18 protein-coding genes are annotated in these 19,361 nt (G+C 73.2%); 4 read left to right on the top strand and 14 right to left on the bottom strand.

All coding sequences use genetic code 11. The features are described from left to right. Positions 1-271: 271 nt before the first annotated feature. Together ACVJO7_RS17595 and ACVJO7_RS17590 are read left to right on the top strand one after the other, a co-directional pair. Positions 272-1,405 carry a zinc-binding dehydrogenase gene (locus tag ACVJO7_RS17595; protein WP_491673761.1) on the top strand — a complete coding sequence of 378 codons (1,134 nt, stop codon included), beginning with the start codon at positions 272-274 and terminating at the stop codon, positions 1,403-1,405. Continuing rightward, positions 1,402-2,868, top strand: coding sequence for an aldehyde dehydrogenase family protein (locus ACVJO7_RS17590; protein ID WP_491673760.1), 1,467 nt, complete (start codon positions 1,402-1,404; stop codon positions 2,866-2,868). Before ACVJO7_RS17595 ends, ACVJO7_RS17590 begins: the two co-directional genes overlap by 4 nt. Before the next feature lie 19 nt (positions 2,869-2,887). Here ACVJO7_RS17590 and ACVJO7_RS17585 read toward each other — a convergent pair whose 3' ends face one another. The 11 genes from ACVJO7_RS17585 to ACVJO7_RS17535 form a co-directional block, all read right to left on the bottom strand. Continuing rightward, the gene (locus ACVJO7_RS17585) at positions 2,888-3,658 is read right to left on the bottom strand and encodes an SDR family oxidoreductase (RefSeq protein ID WP_491673759.1); all 771 of its coding nucleotides are present in this window, start codon (positions 3,656-3,658) and stop codon (positions 2,888-2,890) included. Next, the gene (locus ACVJO7_RS17580) at positions 3,658-3,789 is read right to left on the bottom strand and encodes a hypothetical protein (protein WP_491673758.1); all 132 of its coding nucleotides are present in this window, start codon (positions 3,787-3,789) and stop codon (positions 3,658-3,660) included. The genes ACVJO7_RS17585 and ACVJO7_RS17580 overlap by 1 nt, the downstream gene beginning before the upstream one ends. A gap of 62 nt (positions 3,790-3,851) precedes the next feature. Beyond that, on the bottom strand, positions 3,852-5,018 hold the full coding sequence (locus ACVJO7_RS17575; RefSeq protein WP_491673757.1) for an acyl-CoA dehydrogenase family protein: 1,167 nt from the start codon (positions 5,016-5,018) through the stop codon (positions 3,852-3,854). 49 nt (positions 5,019-5,067) lie between these two features. Next, complete coding sequence (locus tag ACVJO7_RS17570; RefSeq protein WP_491673756.1) at positions 5,068-5,871, bottom strand: enoyl-CoA hydratase/isomerase family protein; 804 nt, start codon at positions 5,869-5,871, stop codon at positions 5,068-5,070. Further along, positions 5,868-7,046 (bottom strand): acyl-CoA dehydrogenase family protein, encoded by a 1,179-nt coding sequence (locus ACVJO7_RS17565; RefSeq protein ID WP_491673755.1) that lies wholly within the window; start codon positions 7,044-7,046, stop codon positions 5,868-5,870. The genes ACVJO7_RS17570 and ACVJO7_RS17565 overlap by 4 nt, the downstream gene beginning before the upstream one ends. Positions 7,047-7,062: 16 nt before the next feature. Continuing rightward, entirely contained in the window at positions 7,063-8,202 is a 1,140-nt protein-coding gene (locus ACVJO7_RS17560) for an acyl-CoA dehydrogenase family protein (RefSeq protein WP_491673754.1), read from the bottom strand. Further along, positions 8,202-9,386: an acyl-CoA dehydrogenase family protein gene (locus ACVJO7_RS17555; RefSeq protein WP_491673753.1), complete on the bottom strand. Its 1,185-nt coding sequence runs from the start codon at positions 9,384-9,386 to the stop codon at positions 8,202-8,204. The genes ACVJO7_RS17560 and ACVJO7_RS17555 overlap by 1 nt, the downstream gene beginning before the upstream one ends. Beyond that, the gene (locus ACVJO7_RS17550) at positions 9,383-9,745 is read right to left on the bottom strand and encodes a hypothetical protein (protein ID WP_491673752.1); all 363 of its coding nucleotides are present in this window, start codon (positions 9,743-9,745) and stop codon (positions 9,383-9,385) included. Before ACVJO7_RS17550 ends, ACVJO7_RS17555 begins: the two co-directional genes overlap by 4 nt. A 24-nt stretch (positions 9,746-9,769) precedes the next feature. Next, positions 9,770-10,999, bottom strand: coding sequence for an acetyl-CoA hydrolase/transferase family protein (locus ACVJO7_RS17545; RefSeq protein ID WP_491673751.1), 1,230 nt, complete (start codon positions 10,997-10,999; stop codon positions 9,770-9,772). 13 nt (positions 11,000-11,012) lie between these two features. Further along, the gene (locus ACVJO7_RS17540; RefSeq protein ID WP_491673750.1) at positions 11,013-12,680 is read right to left on the bottom strand and encodes a class I adenylate-forming enzyme family protein; all 1,668 of its coding nucleotides are present in this window, start codon (positions 12,678-12,680) and stop codon (positions 11,013-11,015) included. A gap of 28 nt (positions 12,681-12,708) precedes the next feature. Beyond that, a complete protein-coding gene (locus tag ACVJO7_RS17535) occupies positions 12,709-13,851 on the bottom strand; it encodes an acyl-CoA dehydrogenase family protein (RefSeq protein WP_491673749.1) in 1,143 nt (380 codons plus the stop codon). Positions 13,852-13,957: 106 nt separating this feature from the next. Between ACVJO7_RS17535 and ACVJO7_RS17530 the strand changes: the two genes are divergently transcribed. Both ACVJO7_RS17530 and ACVJO7_RS17525 read left to right on the top strand, forming a co-directional pair. Further along, the gene (locus ACVJO7_RS17530) at positions 13,958-14,845 is read left to right on the top strand and encodes an alpha/beta fold hydrolase (protein ID WP_491673748.1); all 888 of its coding nucleotides are present in this window, start codon (positions 13,958-13,960) and stop codon (positions 14,843-14,845) included. A gap of 36 nt (positions 14,846-14,881) precedes the next feature. Continuing rightward, positions 14,882-15,676, top strand: a complete 795-nt coding sequence (locus ACVJO7_RS17525) for an enoyl-CoA hydratase/isomerase family protein (protein WP_491673747.1) — start codon at positions 14,882-14,884, stop codon at positions 15,674-15,676. 12 nt (positions 15,677-15,688) lie between these two features. Here the strand turns inward: ACVJO7_RS17525 and ACVJO7_RS17520 are convergent, their stop codons facing one another. From ACVJO7_RS17520 to ACVJO7_RS17510, 3 genes are read right to left on the bottom strand one after another with little or no spacing between them, the layout of a single operon-like run. Further along, a complete protein-coding gene (locus tag ACVJO7_RS17520) occupies positions 15,689-17,764 on the bottom strand; it encodes an acetate--CoA ligase family protein (RefSeq protein WP_491673746.1) in 2,076 nt (691 codons plus the stop codon). After that, the gene (locus ACVJO7_RS17515; RefSeq protein WP_491673745.1) at positions 17,761-18,588 is read right to left on the bottom strand and encodes an ABC transporter permease; all 828 of its coding nucleotides are present in this window, start codon (positions 18,586-18,588) and stop codon (positions 17,761-17,763) included. The genes ACVJO7_RS17520 and ACVJO7_RS17515 overlap by 4 nt, the downstream gene beginning before the upstream one ends. Then, a complete protein-coding gene (locus ACVJO7_RS17510) occupies positions 18,581-19,357 on the bottom strand; it encodes an ABC transporter ATP-binding protein (RefSeq protein WP_218600713.1) in 777 nt (258 codons plus the stop codon). The genes ACVJO7_RS17515 and ACVJO7_RS17510 overlap by 8 nt, the downstream gene beginning before the upstream one ends. Positions 19,358-19,361: the final 4 nt, after the last annotated feature.

The raw sequence follows: 19,361 nt of genomic DNA, 5'->3' as shown, positions 1-19,361 counted from the left end.
TGGTGGTGTGCCATATGCGCTCCTCGTCGAACGGACAGCATGTTAACGGTCGTTAGCGTACAACGGTGGAACGGCGAAGGCACTCCTCGATCCGGTCCGGTCGCCGTCGGACTTGACGACCGCTGACGGCGGGATCCGCTCCGGGCGGTGTTCCGGTCACCGGCCGGCCCGACGGGGACCGCGGGTGTCCCGTATCGCGTCATCCGGCGGGCACTACCGCGACCTACCGTCGACCGTGGCCGATCGGGAGAACCGTGTCGAGAGGGACCGCATGGGAGCAACGGGGCGCGCTGCGATCTTCTTCGGCGCCGGGAAGCCCTTCGAGCTGGCCGAGTACCCGGTGCTCGACCCCGGGCCGGGCGAAGTGCTCGCCCGGCTGGACTACACGAGCATCTGCGGCTCGGACGTGCACTACTGGCGCGGTGCGGACCCGGTCGTGGAGGACCTCGCGGCGAACGGCCTGCTGCTCGGTCACGAGACGGTCGGCCATGTGGAGCGGCTCGGCTCCGGGGTCACCACCGACTCCGCCGGGCAGCCGCTGGCCGAGGGGGACCCGATCGTCTTCGCCTACTTCCGGCCGTGCGGGCGCTGTCACGCCTGCACGCAGCGCCGGGCGAACGCCTGCGAGCAGGTGATGGGCGGCCTGCTGCGCCCCCCGTCGCGACCGCCGCACTTCGTCGGCGGGTTCGCCGACTACTACCACCTGCGCCGCGGCCAGTACGTGCTCAAGATTCCCGAGGGGATGACACCCGAGCACGGCATCAGCGCGAACTGTGCGGCCGCCCAGTCCTGGATGGGGCTGGTGCGCGGCGGGGTCGGCCCGGGCGAGCGGGTCGTCGTGCAGGGCGCCGGTGGGCTGGGCCTCTACGCGGTCGCCGCAGCGAAGCGGATGGGGGCGGGCCTGGTCGTCGCCGTCGACGCGATGGCCGACCGGCTCGCCGCCGCCACGGCGCTGGGTGCCGACGCCACCGTCGACGTCACCGAGATCGGTGACGCGGCCGCACGGGTCGAGCGGGTGCGGGAGCTCACCGGCGGGGGCGCCGACGTCGTCCTGGAGGTCGCCGGGGCGCCGGGCGTGGTCGACGAGGGGGTCCGGATGCTCGCCCGCGGTGGCCGCTACATCGAGATGGGGCAGATCACCCGCGGTTCCGACGTGTTCCACGTGCCGGCGCTGGCACTGCTGATGCGCAACATCTCACTGGTCGGGGTCGCGCTCTACGACCCGCAGATCCTCCGCGACGTCGTCGGGATGCTCGGCGACCTGCGTACCGACCCCGTCATCACCCGTCTCGGCTCCGGCCACCGCTACGCCCTCGACGACATCGACGCGGCGTTCGCCGACGCCGTGTCGAACCGCAGTGCCGAACGACCCGTGCTCGATCTGGCCCAGGGAGGCCCCGCATGACCCAGGTGACCGACGCCGCCCCGACGCCCGCGCTGCTGGTCGACAAGATGGTCGTGGGCGGGGAACTGCTCGACGCCCGCAGCGGCGAGACCTTCGCGGTGCACAACCCGGCGGACGGGTCGGTGATCGCGCGGCTGCCCGCGGGCGGCGCGGCGGACGTCGACCACGCCGTCGGGGTCGCGCGCGAGGCGCAGCGCGCCTGGGCGAGGCGGTCGGTCGCCACCCGGGCCGGGCTGCTGCGGCGCTGGGCCGACCTCTGCCAGGAACGGGTCGAGGACCTCGTGAAGATCGAGAGCCTCGACGTCGGCAAGCCGATCGCCACGGCCCGCGCCGTGGACGGGTCGATGCTGATGGAGAACATGCGCTACTACGCCGGCATGCCCGACAAGCTCGAGGGCCGTACCATCCCGGTCTCCGGCCGGTTCGTGACGATGGTGCTGCGCGGGCCGATCGGTGTCGTCGCCGGCATCACGCCGTGGAACTTCGCGCTCGTCGGCGCGGCGGGGAAGGCGGTGTCCGCACTGGCCGCCGGCAACGCCATCGTGATCAAGCCGTCGCCGCTCGCGTCCCTGTCCGCGCTGGCGCTCGCCCAGGTGGCGCTGGAGGCCGGCATCCCTCCGGGGCTGGTGAACGTGGTGACCGACGCCGCGTCGGCGGCGGGCGAGGCGCTGGTGCGCCACCCCGGTGTCGGCCACGTGTCGTTCACCGGCTCGGACGCGGTCGGGCGCACGGTGGCGGCCACCGCGGGCGGGGAGCTCAAGACCTGCACGATGGAGCTGGGCGGGAAGTCGCCGCTGGTCGTGTTCGACGACGCCGACATCGCGGGTGCGGCCAAGGCGGCCTTCCTGGGGATCTTCCTCAACGCCGGGGAGATGTGCACCGCCAGCTCGCGCCTGCTCGTGCACCGCGCCGTGCACGACGAACTGCTCGATGCCGTGGTCGCCACGGCCGGCGGGCTGAGGATCGGCGACCCGGCCGACGAGTCGACCGTCCTCGGCCCGGTGATCTCGGCCGCGCACCGGGACCGGATCGAGGGGTACGTGCAGGTCGGCCGGGACGAGGGCGGTGATCTCGTGACCGGCGGGTCGAGGCCGGACCGGCCCGGCTTCTACGTCACCCCGACAGTGTTCGACAACGTCGAGCCCACCGCGCGGATCGCCCGCGAGGAGATCTTCGGCCCGGTGCTCTCGGTCATGTCCTTCGCCGACGAGGACGATGCGCTGCGCATCGCGAACGACGCCACGTACGGTCTCGGCTCGGGCGTCTTCACCCGCAGCGTCGAGCGCGCGCTGCGGTTCGCCACGAGGATCGAGGCGGGCAACGTCTGGATCAACTCCTACAATTTGCTGCACCCGGCGGTGCCGTTCGGCGGCTACAAGGACTCCGGGTTCGGGCGGGAGGGGGGCTTCTCGGGAATGAGCCACTTCACGCGCGAGAAGTCGGTCTGGTTCGCCACGGGCTGATGCCCGCCGATCCCGACCCTCACCCCACCGACGTGCCCGGAGTGCCGGTGACGGTGAGGGTCTGCCCGGTCAGGTAGGCGCCCTCCGCACTGCACAGGAACGCGATCACCGGAGCGACGTCCTCCGGGGTGCCCGGCCGACCCAGGGTGTTCGTGCGGGACTGCATCTCGTAGAAGGCCCGGCGGCGCTCCGGCGGGATCGACTCGCTCATCTCCGTGACCGCCCGCGGGGACACGACGTTGACGGTGATGCCCGACGGTGCGACCTCGCGGGCGAGGCTGAGCGAGAAGCCGATGATCCCGGCCTTCGCCGCGGCGTAGTTCGCCTGGCCCACGTTGCCGACGAGGCCCGCGACCGAGGCGGTGTTGACGATCCGGCCGCCGCGCCCGGCGGCCCGCCAGGCCCGTACCGCAGCCCGGCACACGAAGAACGTGCCGTCGAGGCTGGCGGTGATCACCGAGTGCCACTCCTCGTCGGACATCCTCGCCACCGTCCGGTCCCGGTTGACCCCCGCGTTGTTCACCACGGCGTCGAGCGGGCCGAGCGCGGTCGCGGCCTCCAGGACCTGCTCGGCCACGCCGGGCGCGCCGACGTCGCCCGCGGCCACGGCGGCCCGCCCGCCCGCCGCCTCGATCTCCGCGCGCAGCGCCGCCAGCGCGTCCCCGTCACGGGCGTTGAGCGCGACCGCGGCGCCGCGACGGGCCAGGTCGAGCGCGTACCCGCGGCCCAACCCGCGGCTGGCCCCGGTGATCAGCACCACCCGCCCGTCGAGGCGGACCCCCGCGGTCATCAGAACGCCGTCCGGCACATCGGGGCGCGCCCGGTCGGGGCCGCGGACCGGCCGCGTCCCCGGTCCGCCGCCGGCGCGTCCGCCAGCCACGAACGGACCTCCTCGTGGAACCGCGTCTCGGTGGTCGTCACGGGTTCGGTCCTCTCCTCGTCGAGCTGCTCCGCGGTCGGCGCGGCGGCCGGTGCGAGCGTGGTCAGTACGACCGGGGCAGCCCGAGAACGTGTTCGCTGACGTAGTTGAGCACCATCTCCTGGGAGATCGGCGCGATCCGCATCAGCCGCGCCTCCCGGAAGTAACGCTCCACGTGGTACTCGACGGCGTAGCCGAAACCGCCGTGGGTCTGCACGGCACGGTCGGCGGCGAAGAACGCGGCGTCGGCCGCCAGGTACTTCGCCGAGTTGGCCTCGCGGGCGCAGGGCCGGCCGCGGTCGTAGAGCCATGCCGCCTTGCGGGCCACCAGCTCGGCGGCGTCGAGCCGCATCGTGGCCTCGGCGAGCGGGAACGCGATGCCCTGGTTCTGCCCGATCGGGCGGTCGAACACCACCCGCTGCCTGGCGTAGGTGACGGCCCGGTCCACCGCCGAACGCCCGATGCCGACCGACTCGTGGGCGAGCAGGATGCGTTCGGGGTTGAGACCGTCGAGCAGGTAGCGGAAGCCCTGGCCCTCCTCCCCGATGCGACACGCCTCGGGCACCCGCAGGCCGTCGATGAACAGCTCGTTGGAGTTGACGGCGTTGCGGCCCATCTTGGGGATCTCGCGGACGTCGATGGCGGAGCGGTCCATCGGTGCCATGAACAGCGTCATCCCGTCGGTGCGCTTGGCGCAGTCCTCCAACGGGGTGGTGCGGGTCAGCAGCAGCAGGTACTCCGCCTGCTGGGCCTTGGTGATCCAGACCTTGCGCCCGTCCACGACGTAGCCGTCGCCGTCGCGGCGGGCCCGGGTGGTGATGCGGCTGGTGTCGGTGCCGGCGTCGGGCTCGGTGACCGCGAAGGACACGTGCAGGTCGCCGGAGACGACCCGGGGGAGCAGCTCCCGACGCAGCTCCGCCGACCCGTGCTTGACCAGCGGGTTCATCCCGAACAGCGTGAGGTGGATGGCGCTGCAGCCGTTCATCGCCGCACCCGAGGAGGCGACCTCCTGCAGCAGCAGCGCCGCCTCGGTGATGCCCAGCCCGGCGCCGCCGTACTCCTCCGGGATCGCCACGCCGAGCCAGCCGCCGTCGGCGAGTGTCCGGTAGAACTCGGTCGGGAAGCGGTGCTCGGCGTCGCACGCCGACCAGTACGCGTCGTCGTAACGGGCGATCAGCTCGCGCACGCCCTTGCGCAGTGCGTCGTGATCCTCGTCCTGCTCGAAGTCCATCGGTGTCCCCTTCGGGTCGGCCACCGCCACGGCCGTGCCGCGGCAGGCGCTACAGCGGGCTGTCCCGGACGGCGGAGAAGTCGGGTTCGCGTTTCTCGACGAAGGAGGCACGACCCTCCACGGCGTCGGGACCGGTGATGTCGAGTGTCGCCGAGAGCCACTCGACCTCGAGGAAGCGCTCCAGCGGCAGGTCGTCGGCGGCGCGGATCATCCCCTTCGTCAGGCGCAGCGCCTCGGCCGGCCCGCGGGCCATGACCGCGGCCATCGCGACGGCGTCGGTGAGCGCGGCACCCGGCTCCGCCTGATGCGCGACCAGGCCCGCCGCGGCGGCCTCCGCCGCGGTCATCCGGCCGCCGGTGAGCAGCAGGGCCGAGGCCCGTTGCCGGCCGAGCGCCCGGGTCAGGAACCAGGCCGCACCGCCGTCGGGCACCAGCCCGCGCAGCACGAACGGCGCGCCGAACACCGCGTCGCGGGCCGCGACGACGACGTCGCAGGCCAGCGCCAGGCTCCAGCCGATACCCATCGCCGGGCCCTCGACGGCGGCGAGCACAGGTTTGGGCAGTCGGAGCAGGTCCTCCAGCACCCGCTGCCCGACGAGCAGGCGAGCCGCAGGCGCCCCGAGCCCGGTGCCGCGCGACGGGGAGGACTTGACGTCCCCACCGGCGCAGAACGACCCGCCCGACCCGGTCAGCACGACCGACCGGCAGCGGTCGTCGGCGGCCACCTCGGACACCACCGGCCCGAGCTCCTCCCAGGTCTGCCACCCGACCGCGTTCCGCGCGGCCGGCCGGTTCAGGGTGATCACCGTGACACCCGGCTCCGGTCGGTCGACCAGCACGACCCGTTCGCTCATCGGTGCGCCCCTCCCGTCGCCCCGACGGGCTCGGCCGCGCGCCCGGTGCCCGGGCCGGCCGGGGCCGGGCCGGCGAGCGCACGCAGGTGCGCAGCGAGTGCGGTGCGGGCCGCGGCGAGGTCGGCGCCGCCGCGCCCGGCGAGGGCGGCGCGGTAGAACACGTGCACGCCCTGCTCCCACGTGAAGCCCGCGCCGCCGTGACACTGCACCGCCGCCTCTCCCGCCGCGAGGTAGGCGCCCGAGGACCACATTCGGCTGGCGACCACGTCGGCGGGGGCGCCGGCGGCGGCTGCGGCGAGGTCCCAGGCCACGCGGTAGGCGAGGGAACGGGCACCCTCGACCTTCGCCGTCACGTCGGCCAACCGGTGCCGGACGGCCTGGAAGGAGCCGATCGGGCGGCCGAACTGGACCCGGTCGGTGCAGTAGGCCACCGTGCGGGCGATCACCTCCGTGCCACCGCCGACGGCCTCGGCGTCGAGGAACAGGCTGTGCCCGGCCGCGCAGGCGTCCTCGCGATCGAGCAGGTCGGGAGGGGCGTGGACCCCGGCGGCGTCGACCGCGACGGCGTCGAGGGCCACGTCGGCCACCGGCCTGCGCAGGTCCACACCGGACGGTTCGCCGACGACCACCCCGGGGCGGTCGAGCTCGACGAGCGCCACCGCCGGACGCCCGCCGAACTCCGTGGCGACGACGACCGCGTCGGCGCCCGCGGCGCAGGCCACCTGCGGCAGCACGCCGCTCACCCGTACCCCGTGCCCGTCGGGCACCGCGGCCAGGCGCTGAGCCCGGCGGCGCGGCACGGCGTCGGGGCCGGGAGCGTCGATCCCCGGCACGAGCGCGGTGACCAGCGACCCGTCGCGCAGCCGGTCGAGCCCGGCGCTCCAGGTGGTCGCCAGGGCAAGCGGCAGCAGGTAGCCGGCGACCACGTCGACCGGCCCGGTGACCGGCACCGCTCCGAAGGCCTCCGCCACGTGCAGCGCCGCGACCCGCGCGGCCGGATCGGCACGGTCCGCGGAGGCGAAGTGCTCCAGCCACTCCGACCCGACCAGCTCCCGCCAGGCGTCCAGCCGCGTCCCGGGCCCGGGCTCCGCACCGGGGTCGGGCATCCGCTCGCGCAGGAACTCCAGCAGCGCCGCGCGCAGCGCCGCCGTCTCGTCGTCGATCCGGTGGTCCATCCCGCTCCTCGTCCGTTCAGCCGCGGTCGCTCGGCATGCCGAGCGACTTCGCGATCAGGTTGCGCTGGATCTCCGAGGTGCCGCCGTAGATCGTCTCCCCCCGGCTGAACAGCAGGGCCCGCAGCCAGTCCGACCAGCCCTCGCCGGCGCCGGTGACCTCCGGGCCAGCCGCCTCGACCAGAGTGGCGAGCTGGGCCTGGTGACCCTCGCTCCACAGCAGCTTGGCCACCGGTGCGAGCATCCCCGGCTCGCCTCCGTCGGCGACCGTCGCGAGCACCCGCCGCACGGTGCTGTCCACCGCCCGGCTGCGCACGAACGCGTCGACCAGCACGTCGTCGGCGTGGCCGTCGCGGTGCAGCCGGGCGTTCATCAGTTCCAGCTCGCGGGACAGTTGCAGGGCCCGCTGGGCCAACCCGGTCGATCGCTCCCGGGCGAGCGCGTACGTGGCCACCCGCCACCCGTCGCCGATCCCGCCCACCACGTCGTCGGCGTCGACGGTGACCTCGTCGAGGAAGACCTCGCAGAACTCGCTGGTGCCGGTGATGTTGCGCAGCGGCCTGACGGTGACCCCCGGCCGGTCCATGTGCAGCACCACCATCGTGACGCCGTCCGGCACCCCGGCGACCCGGACCATCAGGTAGCAGCGCTGGGCGAACAGGGCGTAGGAGGTCCACACCTTCTGCCCGGAGACGACGAACCGGTCGCCGTCGGGAACCGCCCGGGTGGCCAACCCGGCCAGGTCGGACCCGGCCCCGGGCTCGGAGAAGCCCTGGCACCAGATGTCGTCGTGGGCCAGCATCGGGCCGAGGTAGCGGTCCTGCTGCGCCTCGGTGCCGAACGCCATCAGGGCCGGGGCGAAGATGCCCATCCCGTTGGTGTTCATCTGCTCGGGGGCACCCGCCGCGACCAGTACGTCGAGGAACGCCAGCTGTGCGTCGACGCCGAGCCCGCGCCCGCCGCGGGCCACCGGCCAGTGCGGCGCCAACCAGCCGCCCCGGTGCAGCATGCGCCCCCACTCGCGGCGCATCGCGACGTACGCCTCGTCGTCGCCGGTGCCCACCGGGACGTCGCGCCACTGCTCGGGCAGGTGCTCCGAGACCCACGCGCGCAGCTGGTCCCGGTAGGTCACGGCCTCGGCGGACAGCGCCAGGTCCATCAGGACTTCCGCTGGCTGACGCGGACGCCGGTGACCTCGCCCGCGATCATGTTGCGCAGGACCGCGGTGGTGCCGCCGCCGATGCCCAGGCCGAACGCGTCGCGCACGTAGCGTTCCATCGGGTACCGGGTGAGGTAACCCTTGTGGCCGAGCAGTTGCAGGGCCTCGGTGGTGACCATGAGGGCCGCCTCGTTCGCGGCGAGCTTCGCCATCGCGGTCTCCCGGATGCCGGGGAAGCCCTCGACGTCGGTGCGGGCCGCGCGCCAGAGCAGCAGCCGGGCCGCGTCGATGGCGGTGGCCATGTCGGCGATCTTCCACTGCAGTCCCTGGAACTCCACGATGGGCCGGCCGAACTGCTCACGCTGCTTGACGTAGGCGACCGCGTCGTCCAGCGCGCTGCGGGCCAGGCCCAGCGACATCGCCGCGTTGCCGCAGCGCTCCGGGTTGAACTGGCGGATCAGGAACCTGGCCCCGTCCCGGGAGCCCTTCCTCGGTTCGAGCACGACCTGGTCGGCGCGCACCGGGACGTCGGTGAAGCGCATGATGCCCTCGGCGACGGCGCGGCCGCCCATCTTCGGCTCGGTCTCGATCGGGGCGAGGCCCTCCACGTCGCGGTCGATCAGGACCGCGCCGATGCCGTCGGGGCCGGCGGTGTCGGGCGCCCGGCAGAAGACGAGGAAGGCGTCCGACCGCAGCGCACCGGTGATGTGGCACTTCTCGCCGTTGAGCAGGAACCCGTCGCCGTGCGGGCGCAGGGTGGTCTGCAGCGCGGTGCCGTCGGAGCCGGCCTGGGGCTCGGTCATGGCGATCGAGAAGCACATCGAACCGTCCGCCACCCGTGGCAGGTACTCCTTGCGCTGCGCGTCGGTGCCGATCCGGGCGATCACCCGGGGCGGCCCGTTGACCTGCATCTGGATCGTCATCGCGCTGGCCAGGCAGCCCGCGGACAGCTCCTCCAGCACCAGGCAGGCCTCGAAGGTCCCCAGGCCCTGGCCGCCGTACTCGACGGGGACGGTGAGCCCGGTCAGGCCGGCCTCGCGCAGCAGCTGGAACTGCTCCTCCGGGAACTCGGCGCGCCGGTCCCACTCGGCGGCGCGGGGGCGCAGCTCCTGCTGGGCGATCGCCCGGGCGCGGGCGACGAGATCGGCCTGGGTGTCGGTGAGCTGGTCGAGCGGGCTGGTCATGCGGTTCCTTCCATGGTGGGTCGGATGGTCGGACGCCCGGGCCGGGACCGGAGCTCGGCGAGCGCGGCATCGCGCACCCCGGCCTTGTCGATCTTGCCGCCGGCGTTGGTGGGCAGTGCGTCGACGAGCACGAGCTCCTCGGACGGCGTCACCACCGCCACATCGCGTTCGCGCAGGAAGGCGCAGATGCCGGCCAGGTCGGGTGCGGCACCCGCGACCGGTACGACGACGGCGCAGGCCCGCGCGCCCAGCCGGTCGTCGGGCACGGCGAGGGTGTGCTCGTCCCACAGACCGAGGTCGTACATCCGCGTGACGCCGTCCGCCTCGCGGAGCGGGAAGGAGGGGTGGGCTGCCGCCAAGGGGGTCTCCGTTCATTATAAGGATTATGACGCCGTGGCCGGCGGTGGGGAAAGGGGGTGGGCCACGTCGGCGAGGCGGGGCCGGTGGGAGGGGTCGGCGACGGTTCGCAGTGCGCGGGCCCGCTCGCCGCGGGTCAGGCCGCGCAGGTCGACCGCACCGTGCTCGGTGACCACCCACCCGACGTCCGCCGCCGAGGTGGTGACGGGACCGTCGAGCCGCTCGACGATCCGGGACGCGCCGTGCGTGGTCACCGACGGCAGCGCCACGATCCCCACCCCGCCTGCCGACATCGCGGCACCGCGCAGGAAGTCGACCTGGCCGCCGACCGCCCCGAGGTACCGGCCGGCCACCGACTCGGCGCCGACCTGCCCGTCGAGGTCGACCTGCAGCGCCTGGTTCACCGCGACGAACCCGGGTAGGGCGGCGGTGACCGTAGGCGGGTGGACCAGCTCGACCGGCCGCATCTCGACGCGGGGGTTGCGGTCGAGGTAGCGGTAGAGCCGGTCGGTGCCCAGCGCCGTGCCCGCCACGACGGCCGGCGGCCCGTCGCCGGTGACCAGTGCACCGCTCTCGTCCAGATCGACCAGCCAGTCGCCGACCAGCCCGCTGTGCACGCGCAGCCCGCGGTGGCCACGCAACGCCCCTGCGACGGCGGTGGCCAGCCCGCCGACGCCCAGCTGCAGCACCGCCCCGTCCGGGACCAGCGCTGCGACGTGCGCGGCGATCCGGGCCTCGATCGCGCCTCCCGGCCGGTCGGGGATCGGCGTCGGCCCGCGGTCGGTGGTCACCGTGGCGGCGAACACCGAGCCGTGCACCCGACCCGGCCCGTGCGTCACCGGCACCGACGGGTCGATCTCGGCCAGTACCACCCGCGCGGTCCCGACCGCCGCCATGAGGTAGTCCACGCTCACCCCGAGGCCGTGACAGCCGTCCGCGTCGGCCGGTGAGACCTGGCAGAACACCACGTCCACCGGCTGACGGCCGGAGCGGATGAGGCTGGGGAGCGACGACATGTGGCAGCGCAGCACCTCCACCGGCCCGCCCGAGAGCACGCCGAGGGCGCCGTAGGAGCGCAGCGCCACGCCGGGCGCCGCGGCGAGCCGGTCGTCGAAGGTCATCCCCACGAACGCGGTGACCCCGCCCAGGCCCGGAGCCTGCAGCAGCAGCGCACCGATCAACGCCCGCGGCTCGCCGCCCGCCTGCCCCCAGGCCACGGTGTCCCCGGGACGGACGAACTCCCGCAGGTCGATCACGGCGGGACCGGCGTCATCGCTGCGGGCGCAGCTGTTCGGCCCGCTCGCGCAGCGAGTACCGCATGAACTTGCCGGTGCTGGTCATCGGGAAGGACTCGACCAGCTCGACCGCCTCCGGCCATTTGGTGCGGCTCAACCCCTTCCCCTCGAGGAAGGTGGTCAGGTCGGCCAGTGCGACCTCGTCGCCCGGGGTCGCGGGGACGACGAAGACGGCGGCCCGCTGCCCGAGCCGCTCGTCGGGCATGGCCACGACCGCGGCCTGGCCCACCCGCGGGTGCTCGTAGAGCAGCTCCTCGATCTCCCGCGGGTCGATCTTGTACCCGCCCCGGTTGATCAGGTCGTCGCGGCGCGACACGAAGTAGCCGTAGCCGTCGGCGTCGATGCGGACGATGTCGGCGGAACGGAACCAGCCGTCGGCGTCGAACATCCGCGCGGTCGTCTCCGGCTGGCCGTAGTAGCCCACGACGAAGTTCGGCCCGCGCGACCAGAGCTCGCCCTCGCCGGGCGGCTCGACGTCGTTGCCCTCGTCGTCGACCAGTCGCATCTCGACCCCGTCGAGCACCGAGCCGATGCTGCGACTGGTGACCGAGATCGGGTCGCCGGGCCGGGTCATGAAGGTGACGCCGGCCTCGGTGTAGCCGTAGAACGCGGCGATCTCGGCGCCCAGCTGGGAGTTGAGCGCGTTCAGCGTCTCGGCCGGGCAGGGGGCACCGGCATAGCAGATGCCGCGCAGGCTCCGCACCTCGCGGGAGCCGAGGTCGGGGAAGCGGGCGAGGTCGATGAGCATCGGCGCCGCCCCGAGCAGGTAGGTCGGCTCGTCGCGTTCGAGCAGCTCGACGCACCTGTTGACGTCCCAGCCGGTCAGCAGCGTGAACGCCGCTCCGCGCCGCAGGGCCGAGAGCACGCCCAGGCCGAGCCCGGTCAGGTGCGCGATGGGCGTGACGATGATCCACTGCGCGTCGCGGGGGAACTGCTGGCCCTGCTCGAAGCTCTGGATCCAGAACAGGTTGTTGGCGTGGGTGTGCAGCTCCGCCTTCGGCCGCCCCGTGGTGCCTGAGGTGAACATGATGAAGAACGGGTCGGCGCCGGTGGGCCGCAGCGCTTCGATGTCGTGCGCGGGCTCCGCCGCGGTCAGGTCCTCGAAGGAGAGCAGGTCGTCGCCGTCACCGCCGGCCACCACGAGGTGCTCCAGCACGGCGATCCGGTCGCGCATCGTGCGGGCCAGCGGGACGAAGTCGCGGCCCTTGAACGAGGCGGGGACGACCAGCGCCCGGGCCCCCGTCAGGTTCAGCACGTAGTCGAGGTCGTGCTCGTCGTAGACGACGTGCAGGAACACCGGGATGATCCGGACCCGGGCGCAGGCCATCAACGTCAGGCAGAACTCGCTCGAGTTCGGCAGCTGCATCGCGAGCCGGTCGCCGGGCCGCAGGCCGAGACCCAGCAGCGAGCTCGCCAACCGCCGGGTCCGCTCCTCGTATTCGCCGTAGCTGGTGCGCCGGCCGTCCTCATCGATGATCGCCAGGGAGTCCGGCCGCTCGGCCGCGTGCCGCTCGAGGTCGTGCACGAAACTCTGCTCGGTCCAGGCGCCCTGGTCGACGTAGCGCTGCAGCACCTCGCGGGTGACCCAGGTGTCGTCGCGGGCGGCCAGCTCGTCGAGTCGGTCGCTGAGCTCGTCGGTCATGGTGCTCCCCGGTCGTGGTGCGGGCTGGTCAGCCGTTGAGGCCGAGCTGCCCGGCGATGATGTTCTTCTGGATCTGCGACGTGCCCCCGAAGATGGTCATGACGAGGCTGTCGCGGACGTAGGACTGCATGTCGCTCTCCATGCTGTAGCCCATCCCGCCCATGAACTGCATGCCCTGCAGGGCGGCCTCCTTGGCCGTCTCGGTGGCGAACAGCTTCGCCATCGAGGCCTCGGCCGGGGCCGGGTCGCCCTCGTCGAGCAGTTCGGCGACGTGCCGGACCAGCAGCCGCGCTGCGAGCAGCTTGGTGGCCGTCTCGGCGAGCCCGTGCTGCAGCGCCTGGAACCGTCCGATGGGCTGCCCGAACTGGTGGCGTTCCTTCACATAACGCAGCACGTCGTCGAACGCGCGCTGGCCGACCCCGACCGCCTCCGCACCGATGATCATCCGCTCGCTGTTGAGCCCCTGTACCAGCGCCTGCCAGCCCGCGTCGAGCCCGCCCACGATGTCGGCGTCGGTGGCGCGGACATCCGCGTAGCGGGTGATGGTGGTGTCGATGTGTCCGAGCATGTCCAGCTTGGTCACCTCCACCCGGTCCATCGGCACCAGGAACAGCGAGATGCCGCGGTGCTTGGCCGCGTCGGGGTCGGTGCGCGTGACCACCAGGACCCAGCGCGCATGGTTGGCGTTGCTGGTGTAGATCTTCTCGCCGTTGATCCGCCAGCCGTCGCCGTGGCGGCGGGCGTGGGTGCGTACCGCCGCGGCGTCCGATCCGGTGTCCGGCTCGGTGATCGCGATGGACAGCACGTCACCCTGGGCCACCGCGGGGAGCACGCGCCGCTTCTGCTCCTCGGTACCGAACCTGATCAGCGCCTGGGCGGTGATGACCGTGGTGAGGTATCCGGTGACCGGCAGGCGGTGGTAGGACAGGCGTTCGGTGAGCAGGGCGACGTCGGACAGCTCGCCGCCCGAGCCGCCGTACTCCTCGGGGATGGTCAACCCGAGCCAGCCGGTTGCCGCCAGCTTCCGGTAGAGGGCGTGGTCGTGGGCGACGGTGCCGTCCGCGGTCATCGCGCGCAGCTTGTGTGGTGGGCACTCCCGCTCGCAGAACGCATCGACGGCCTTCACGTAGTCGGCCTGTTCCGGGGTGAGCCGCTCGCGCAGGGCTGCCATGAGAAACCTCGCTGTTCCTGATAAGGATCACCCGGTACGTTAGCGGCTACCGGCGGCCCCGTCACTAGGCGCGACCACCGTGCACGACCTGCTGAGGAGGAACCGGATGAGCACCGTCGAGCCCGCCCACACCTCGGAGCTGGTGTCCCGGGACGGCACCCGGGTGGTGGTCTACCGGTGGGATCCGGCGGGGGCCCCGCGTGGCGTCGTCCAGATCGCGCACGGCCTGGGCGAGCACGCGCGTCGGTACGCGGAGACCGCGGCGGCGCTGAACGCGGCCGGCTTCGTGGTCTACGCAGGCGACCACCGCGGCCACGGCGCCACCGCGGGCGACCCGTCCCGGTTCGGGGTGTTCGGGGAGGACGGGTGGAACCGTCTGGTCGGGGACGTCGGCGCGCTGGTGGAGACGGTCCACGAGGCCCACCCGGGCGTGCCCGTCGTGCTGCTCGGGCACAGCATGGGGTCGATGGCCACCCAGCAGTACCTGCTCGACCACAGCGACCGCATCGACGCGGCCGTGCTGTCGGGGACGACGGCGGTGGACCAGATCGCCGCCGCCATCGACCTCGACCAGCCCCTCGAGCTCGCCGGGTTCAACGCGGCGTTCGAGCCGGCCCGCACCGAGTCCGACTGGCTCAGCCGGGACGAGGCGATCGTCGACGCCTACGTCGCCGACCCGGCCTGCGGCTTCGGTACCGACATCCCCTCGTCCAAGCTCATGTTCGGCTCCGGCGCCGAGCTGGCCGACCCGCAACGGCTCGCCGGCATCCGCGCGGACCTCCCGCTCTACGTCGTCGCCGGTGACCAGGACCCGATCAACGCCGGGCTCGCGCTCCTTGACCTGGTCGTCGAGCGCTACCGAGCGGCCGGGCTCACCGACGTCACGGTCGCCACCTACGAGGGCGGCCGGCACGAGATCCTGAACGAGACCAACCGTGCCGAGGTGATCGCCGACCTGGTGGCCTGGCTGGACCGGGTGCTCGGAGCCCGCTGAGCCGCGACCGACCCGACCATTCCGGAGGACGACCAGATGACCGTGACCGAGACCGACCTCCACCACGTCCGGATCGAGGTCGCCCGCGGGGTCGGCCTGCTGACCGTCGACCGGCCGCCGGCGAACGCGCTGGACCTCGCGCTCGTGCAGGAGATCTCGCAGGCGATGGCGCGGACCGCGGCCCGCGACGACGTCGGCGCGCTCGTCATCACCGGTGCCGGGCCGCGCTTCGTCGCCGGCGCCGACATCAAGATGATGAACTCGCTCGACGCCGACGAGATGCCCCGGTTCATCAGCGGCATCCAGCGGGCGATGGACGACATCGAGGCCATCCCGCTGCCGACCATCGCGGCGGTCAACGGCCATGCGATGGGCGGCGGCATGGAGCTGGCACTGGCGTGCGACCTCCGCATGCTCGCGGAGCAGGCGCGGATCGGGCTCCCCGAGGTGAAGCTCGGACTGCTCCCCGGGGCGGGCGGCACGCAGCGGCTCGTGGAGGTCGTGGGCAAGGGCAGGGCGCTGGACCTGCTCTACACCGGACGCCAGCTCGCCGCCGCCGAGGCGTTGGCGTTGGGCCTGGTCAACAGCGTGCACCCGGTCGATCGGCTGGTGGCGGAGGCCGTGGACTACGCCGCAGGCCTCGCCGCGGGGGCCCGCCCGGCGCTGCGGGAGCTCAAGGCGTGCGTGCTGGCCCACCTCGACGGCGGCCGGCGAGCCGGGATGCGCGCCGAGGCGTCCGGGATCGACCGGCTCTTCGGCACCGCCGATGCCGAGGAGGGGATCGCGGCGTTCGTCGAGAAGCGGCCGCCCCGTTTCGGGCAGGGGACGTGACCGCTGCGCGGCTCAGTCCGAGCTGAGTTCGATCCGTGCGTCGACGGCCAGCGCGGTGCCCCGCCGGAGGTCGACCATCACCGGGTTGACCTCGACGGCGGCGATCCGCGGGTCGGTCACGACGCCGCCCAGCGCGGCCAGCATGTCGGCCAGTGCGTCGGTGACGGCGGGCGTGTGGTCGGCGAGGAAGCGGCCGACCCGGCTGGCCGCGATCGCGCGGCGTGGGTCGGCGCCGGCCGGAACCATCCCGATGTCGTCGAGGTACTCCACTGCCGAACCGCCGGAGCCGAAGACCAGCACCGGGCCGGCGTCCAGGTCTCGCCGGGCACCCAGGAACACCTGCAGTTCCCCGGTGAGCTGTGCCTCGACGATGACCGTGGCCGACCCGGTCGCCGCGTGCAGCCTGCGCCACGCGGCCCGCACCTGGTCGTCGGCGACCAGGCCGAGCTCGACGAGGCCGGCGGCCGACTTGTGGGTGATCGAGTCGACGTCGGACTTGAGCACGACCGGTGGACCGATCGCCGCCGCCGCCGCCGCGGCGGCGTCCTCCCCTTCGGCCCGACGCGCCGGGCCGAAGGGGACGCCGAGACCCGCCAGCAGCTCCCGGACCTCGTGGTAGCCGGTGCCGAGCCGGGCCGGGAGCGTGACCGGTGCCGTCACCGCCGGTGCCACCGCCATGATGGGCGCGGATCCGGACCAGCGGGCGAGCGCCGCGACGGCTCGGTGCGAGCCGGGCAGCAGCGGTGGGGCGCCCGGTCCGGCGAGCCGGTGCCACCCGTCCAGGGTCGACAGCGGCCACGCGGTGACCACGAGCCGGTGCCGGTAGCGCGCGAACAGGTCGTCGAGCGCCTCCTGCTGGGCGGGAAGGACGTTCTGGTCGAGCACGTGCCAGGCGAGAAGCACCCGGTCGAAAGCCGGGTCGTCGAAGAACTGCTCCAGCATCGGGACCAGTAGGTCGGGCTTGCCGAGGATCTCCCCGGACGGATCGAAGGGGTTGGCGCCCCGGGTCAGGGTGAGATGCTTCCCGACCAGTCCGACGAAGGCGTCGGACGGGTCGGGCATGGCGATCCCGGCCGCGGTGGCCTGGTCGCTGATCAGCGCGCCCTCGCCGCCGGACAGCGCGACGACGCCCAGGCGTGCCGGTGCGGACGCCGGGCCCCATGCGGCGCACAGCGCGGCAACCTCCCACAGCTGGTCGAGATCGTCCACGACCAGCACCCCGGCGTCGAGCAGCGCCGCGCGCTGCGAGCGCCAGTGCCCGGCGACCGCTCCCGTGTGCGACGCCGCGGCAGCGGCCCCGCGATCGGAGGTGCCGACCCGGCACAGGACGACCTGCTGGCCGGCCGCGGCCGCCGCCTGGACCCGCGGCCGCCACACCGCCGCGGGGCCGAGCTCCTCGACGATCAGTGCCAGCACCCTGACCCGGTCGTCGGTGGCCAGGTGCTCGACGACGTCCCAGGTCGTGAGGGTGGCCTGTAGCCCGGTGGCGACGGCGAGGCCCACGGCGAGCCCGTGATCCTGCGCGCGGTTGAACACGATGTTGCTCGACGCGCCGCTCTGCGAGACGACCGCCACCGGTCCGGGCACCACGCCGTCCGGGCCGATCATGTTGGTGGCCGCGCGCGGAACGTAGCGGTCGAACAGGTTGACGACACCCGTGGTGCTCGGTCCCAGCAGGGTGATCCGGTGCCGGTCCAGGAAGGCGTCGAGTGCCCGTCGTCGGGCCAGGCCGGCCGGTCCCGCCCCGCCCTCGCCGAAACCCGACGCGGCGACGATCACGTTGTCGATCCCGGCGGCGACGCAGTCCTCCAGCACCGGCAGCACCCGGTCGGCACCGACGAGCAGCACGGCGGAGTCGACCGGACCGGGCACCTCGGCCAGGCTCGGGTGGCAGGTGAGGCCGAGCACCTCGGCGCGCCGCGGGTTGACCGGGTGGATCCGGCCGGTGAACCCGTAGCGCAGCAGGTTGTGCACGCAGGACCCGGTGAAGCCGCCCAGCCCCTCCGACGCCCCGACGACCGCGACCGACGCCGGTGCGAGCAGGCGCGCGAGCGCAGGCCGGTGACCGGCGCCGGCCGGCACGCTCACCGGCCCCCGCCGTGCTGCCAGGCGAGCGCGCTCCGGGTGGCCAGCGCGACCACCCGGTCGAGCCCCAGCCCGATCAGCAGCAGCGTCGCCACCGCGGCCAGGGTGCCTGCGGTGTTGAACTGGCCCGCGTTGAAGCTCACCAGGTAGCCGAGGCCGCGGTTGCCGGCCAGGATCTCCGCGGTGACCACGCCGACCAGAGCCTGCGGTACCGAGATCCGCATTCCCGCGACGATCCACACGAAGGCCGAGGGCAGCCGTACCTTGAACGCCACGTCCGCCCAGCCGCCGCCCATGATGCGCACCCCGTCGATCAGTGCAGGCTTGACCTCCCGGATGCCGTAGAAGGTGTTGTAGAACAGCAGCAGGAACACGATCAGCGCGCAGACGACCAGCGACAGCCCCGCACCGACGCCCACCCAGATGATCAGCAGCGGGATGATCGCCACCTTGGGCAGCGCGTACAGCGCGGTGATGAACGGCTCCGCCACCCCCGCCCAGAACCGCGAGACGCCGAGCAGGTAACCGAACACCACCGCGGACAGCCCGCCGATCAGGAAACCGGCCACCGCGACCCGGAACGTGGCGACCGCGTGGTGGAGGAGCGTGCCGTCCGCGATCCAGCGGACGACAGTGTCCCACACCGCGACCGGGGAGCTGATGAACAGTGGCGCGACCCAGCGTCCCGAGGCGTACTGCCACAGCAGCAGGAAGGCGACCAGGATCGCCGCCTGCAACAGGTGGCGGGCCACCCGGTCCCGGATCCCCGATGCTAGTGCCGGCCTGGTCGCCACAGCACGGGCGCGACCGTTCATGGTGTCAGTCATCGTCCTCCTCCGCGGTGTCCAGGGCGCGGCGCACGGCCAGCTGGGCTGCGAGGTACTCCTCGCTGAGCCGCAGCCGACGGAGGTCGCGATTCGCTCCGAAGGGCATGGTCAGCTCGGCGACCACGCGGCCGGGCCGGTGTCCGAGCACCAGGACGCGGTCCGAGAGCAGCGCGGCCTCGGCGACGTCGTGGGTCACGAACAACACGGTCTGGTCCGCCTGCTCCACCGCCCGCCGCACCTCGTCGTGCAGTCCTTCCCGCAGCCTCGCGTCGACGGCGGCGAAGGGCTCGTCCATCAGCAGCATCCGAGGCTCGTAGATCATGCTGCGGGCCAGCAGGGCTCGCCGCTTCATACCACCCGACAGCTGGGCCGGGTACCGGTCCGCGGCGTGCTCGAGGTCGAGCAGCCGCAGGTAGGTCTGGACCCGGTCGGCGATCTCGGGGCGCGGGACGCCGCGCATCCGCAGCGGCATCGCCACGTTCGCCCGGACCGTACGCCAGGGCAGCAGGGTGTCGTCCTGGGTCATGTAGCCGATCCGGGTGTTGATCCCCGAGATCGCCTTCCCGTCGAACCGCACCTGACCCGAGCTGGGGACCAGCAACCCCGCGACGATGTTGAGGAGGGTCGACTTCCCGCATCCGCTCGGACCGAACAGCGTGACGAACTCACGCTCGCGCACCTGGATCGAGGTGGGCGCGAGGACCTCGGTGTCCCCGAAGCGGACGCTCACGCCGTCGAGACCGACGAGTTCCGCACGTGTCGCGGTCACGGTG

It is taken from the genome of Pseudonocardia sp. DxW (assembly GCF_058448985.1).
The sequence above is the reverse complement of the archived record's forward strand: the minus strand, read 5'-3'. Positions and strand labels throughout refer to the sequence as shown.

Excerpts from the sequence above, each read along its gene's own strand:
- ACVJO7_RS17570 (WP_491673756.1), bottom strand. The coding sequence starts at position 5,871 with ATGAGCGAACGGGTCGTGCTGGTCGACCGACCGGAGCCGGGTGTCACG.
- ACVJO7_RS17530 (WP_491673748.1), top strand. The coding sequence starts at position 13,958 with ATGAGCACCGTCGAGCCCGCCCACACCTCGGAGCTGGTGTCCCGGGAC.
- ACVJO7_RS17555 (WP_491673753.1), bottom strand. The coding sequence starts at position 9,386 with ATGACCAGCCCGCTCGACCAGCTCACCGACACCCAGGCCGATCTCGTC.
- ACVJO7_RS17590 (WP_491673760.1), top strand. The coding sequence starts at position 1,402 with ATGACCCAGGTGACCGACGCCGCCCCGACGCCCGCGCTGCTGGTCGAC.
- ACVJO7_RS17525 (WP_491673747.1), top strand. The coding sequence starts at position 14,882 with ATGACCGTGACCGAGACCGACCTCCACCACGTCCGGATCGAGGTCGCC.
- ACVJO7_RS17535 (WP_491673749.1), bottom strand. The coding sequence starts at position 13,851 with ATGGCAGCCCTGCGCGAGCGGCTCACCCCGGAACAGGCCGACTACGTG.
- ACVJO7_RS17515 (WP_491673745.1), bottom strand. The coding sequence starts at position 18,588 with ATGACTGACACCATGAACGGTCGCGCCCGTGCTGTGGCGACCAGGCCG.
- ACVJO7_RS17540 (WP_491673750.1), bottom strand. The coding sequence starts at position 12,680 with ATGACCGACGAGCTCAGCGACCGACTCGACGAGCTGGCCGCCCGCGAC.
- ACVJO7_RS17585 (WP_491673759.1), bottom strand. The coding sequence starts at position 3,658 with ATGACCGCGGGGGTCCGCCTCGACGGGCGGGTGGTGCTGATCACCGGG.
- ACVJO7_RS17565 (WP_491673755.1), bottom strand. The coding sequence starts at position 7,046 with ATGGACCACCGGATCGACGACGAGACGGCGGCGCTGCGCGCGGCGCTG.
- ACVJO7_RS17575 (WP_491673757.1), bottom strand. The coding sequence starts at position 5,018 with ATGGACTTCGAGCAGGACGAGGATCACGACGCACTGCGCAAGGGCGTG.
- ACVJO7_RS17595 (WP_491673761.1), top strand. The coding sequence starts at position 272 with ATGGGAGCAACGGGGCGCGCTGCGATCTTCTTCGGCGCCGGGAAGCCC.
- ACVJO7_RS17560 (WP_491673754.1), bottom strand. The coding sequence starts at position 8,202 with ATGGACCTGGCGCTGTCCGCCGAGGCCGTGACCTACCGGGACCAGCTG.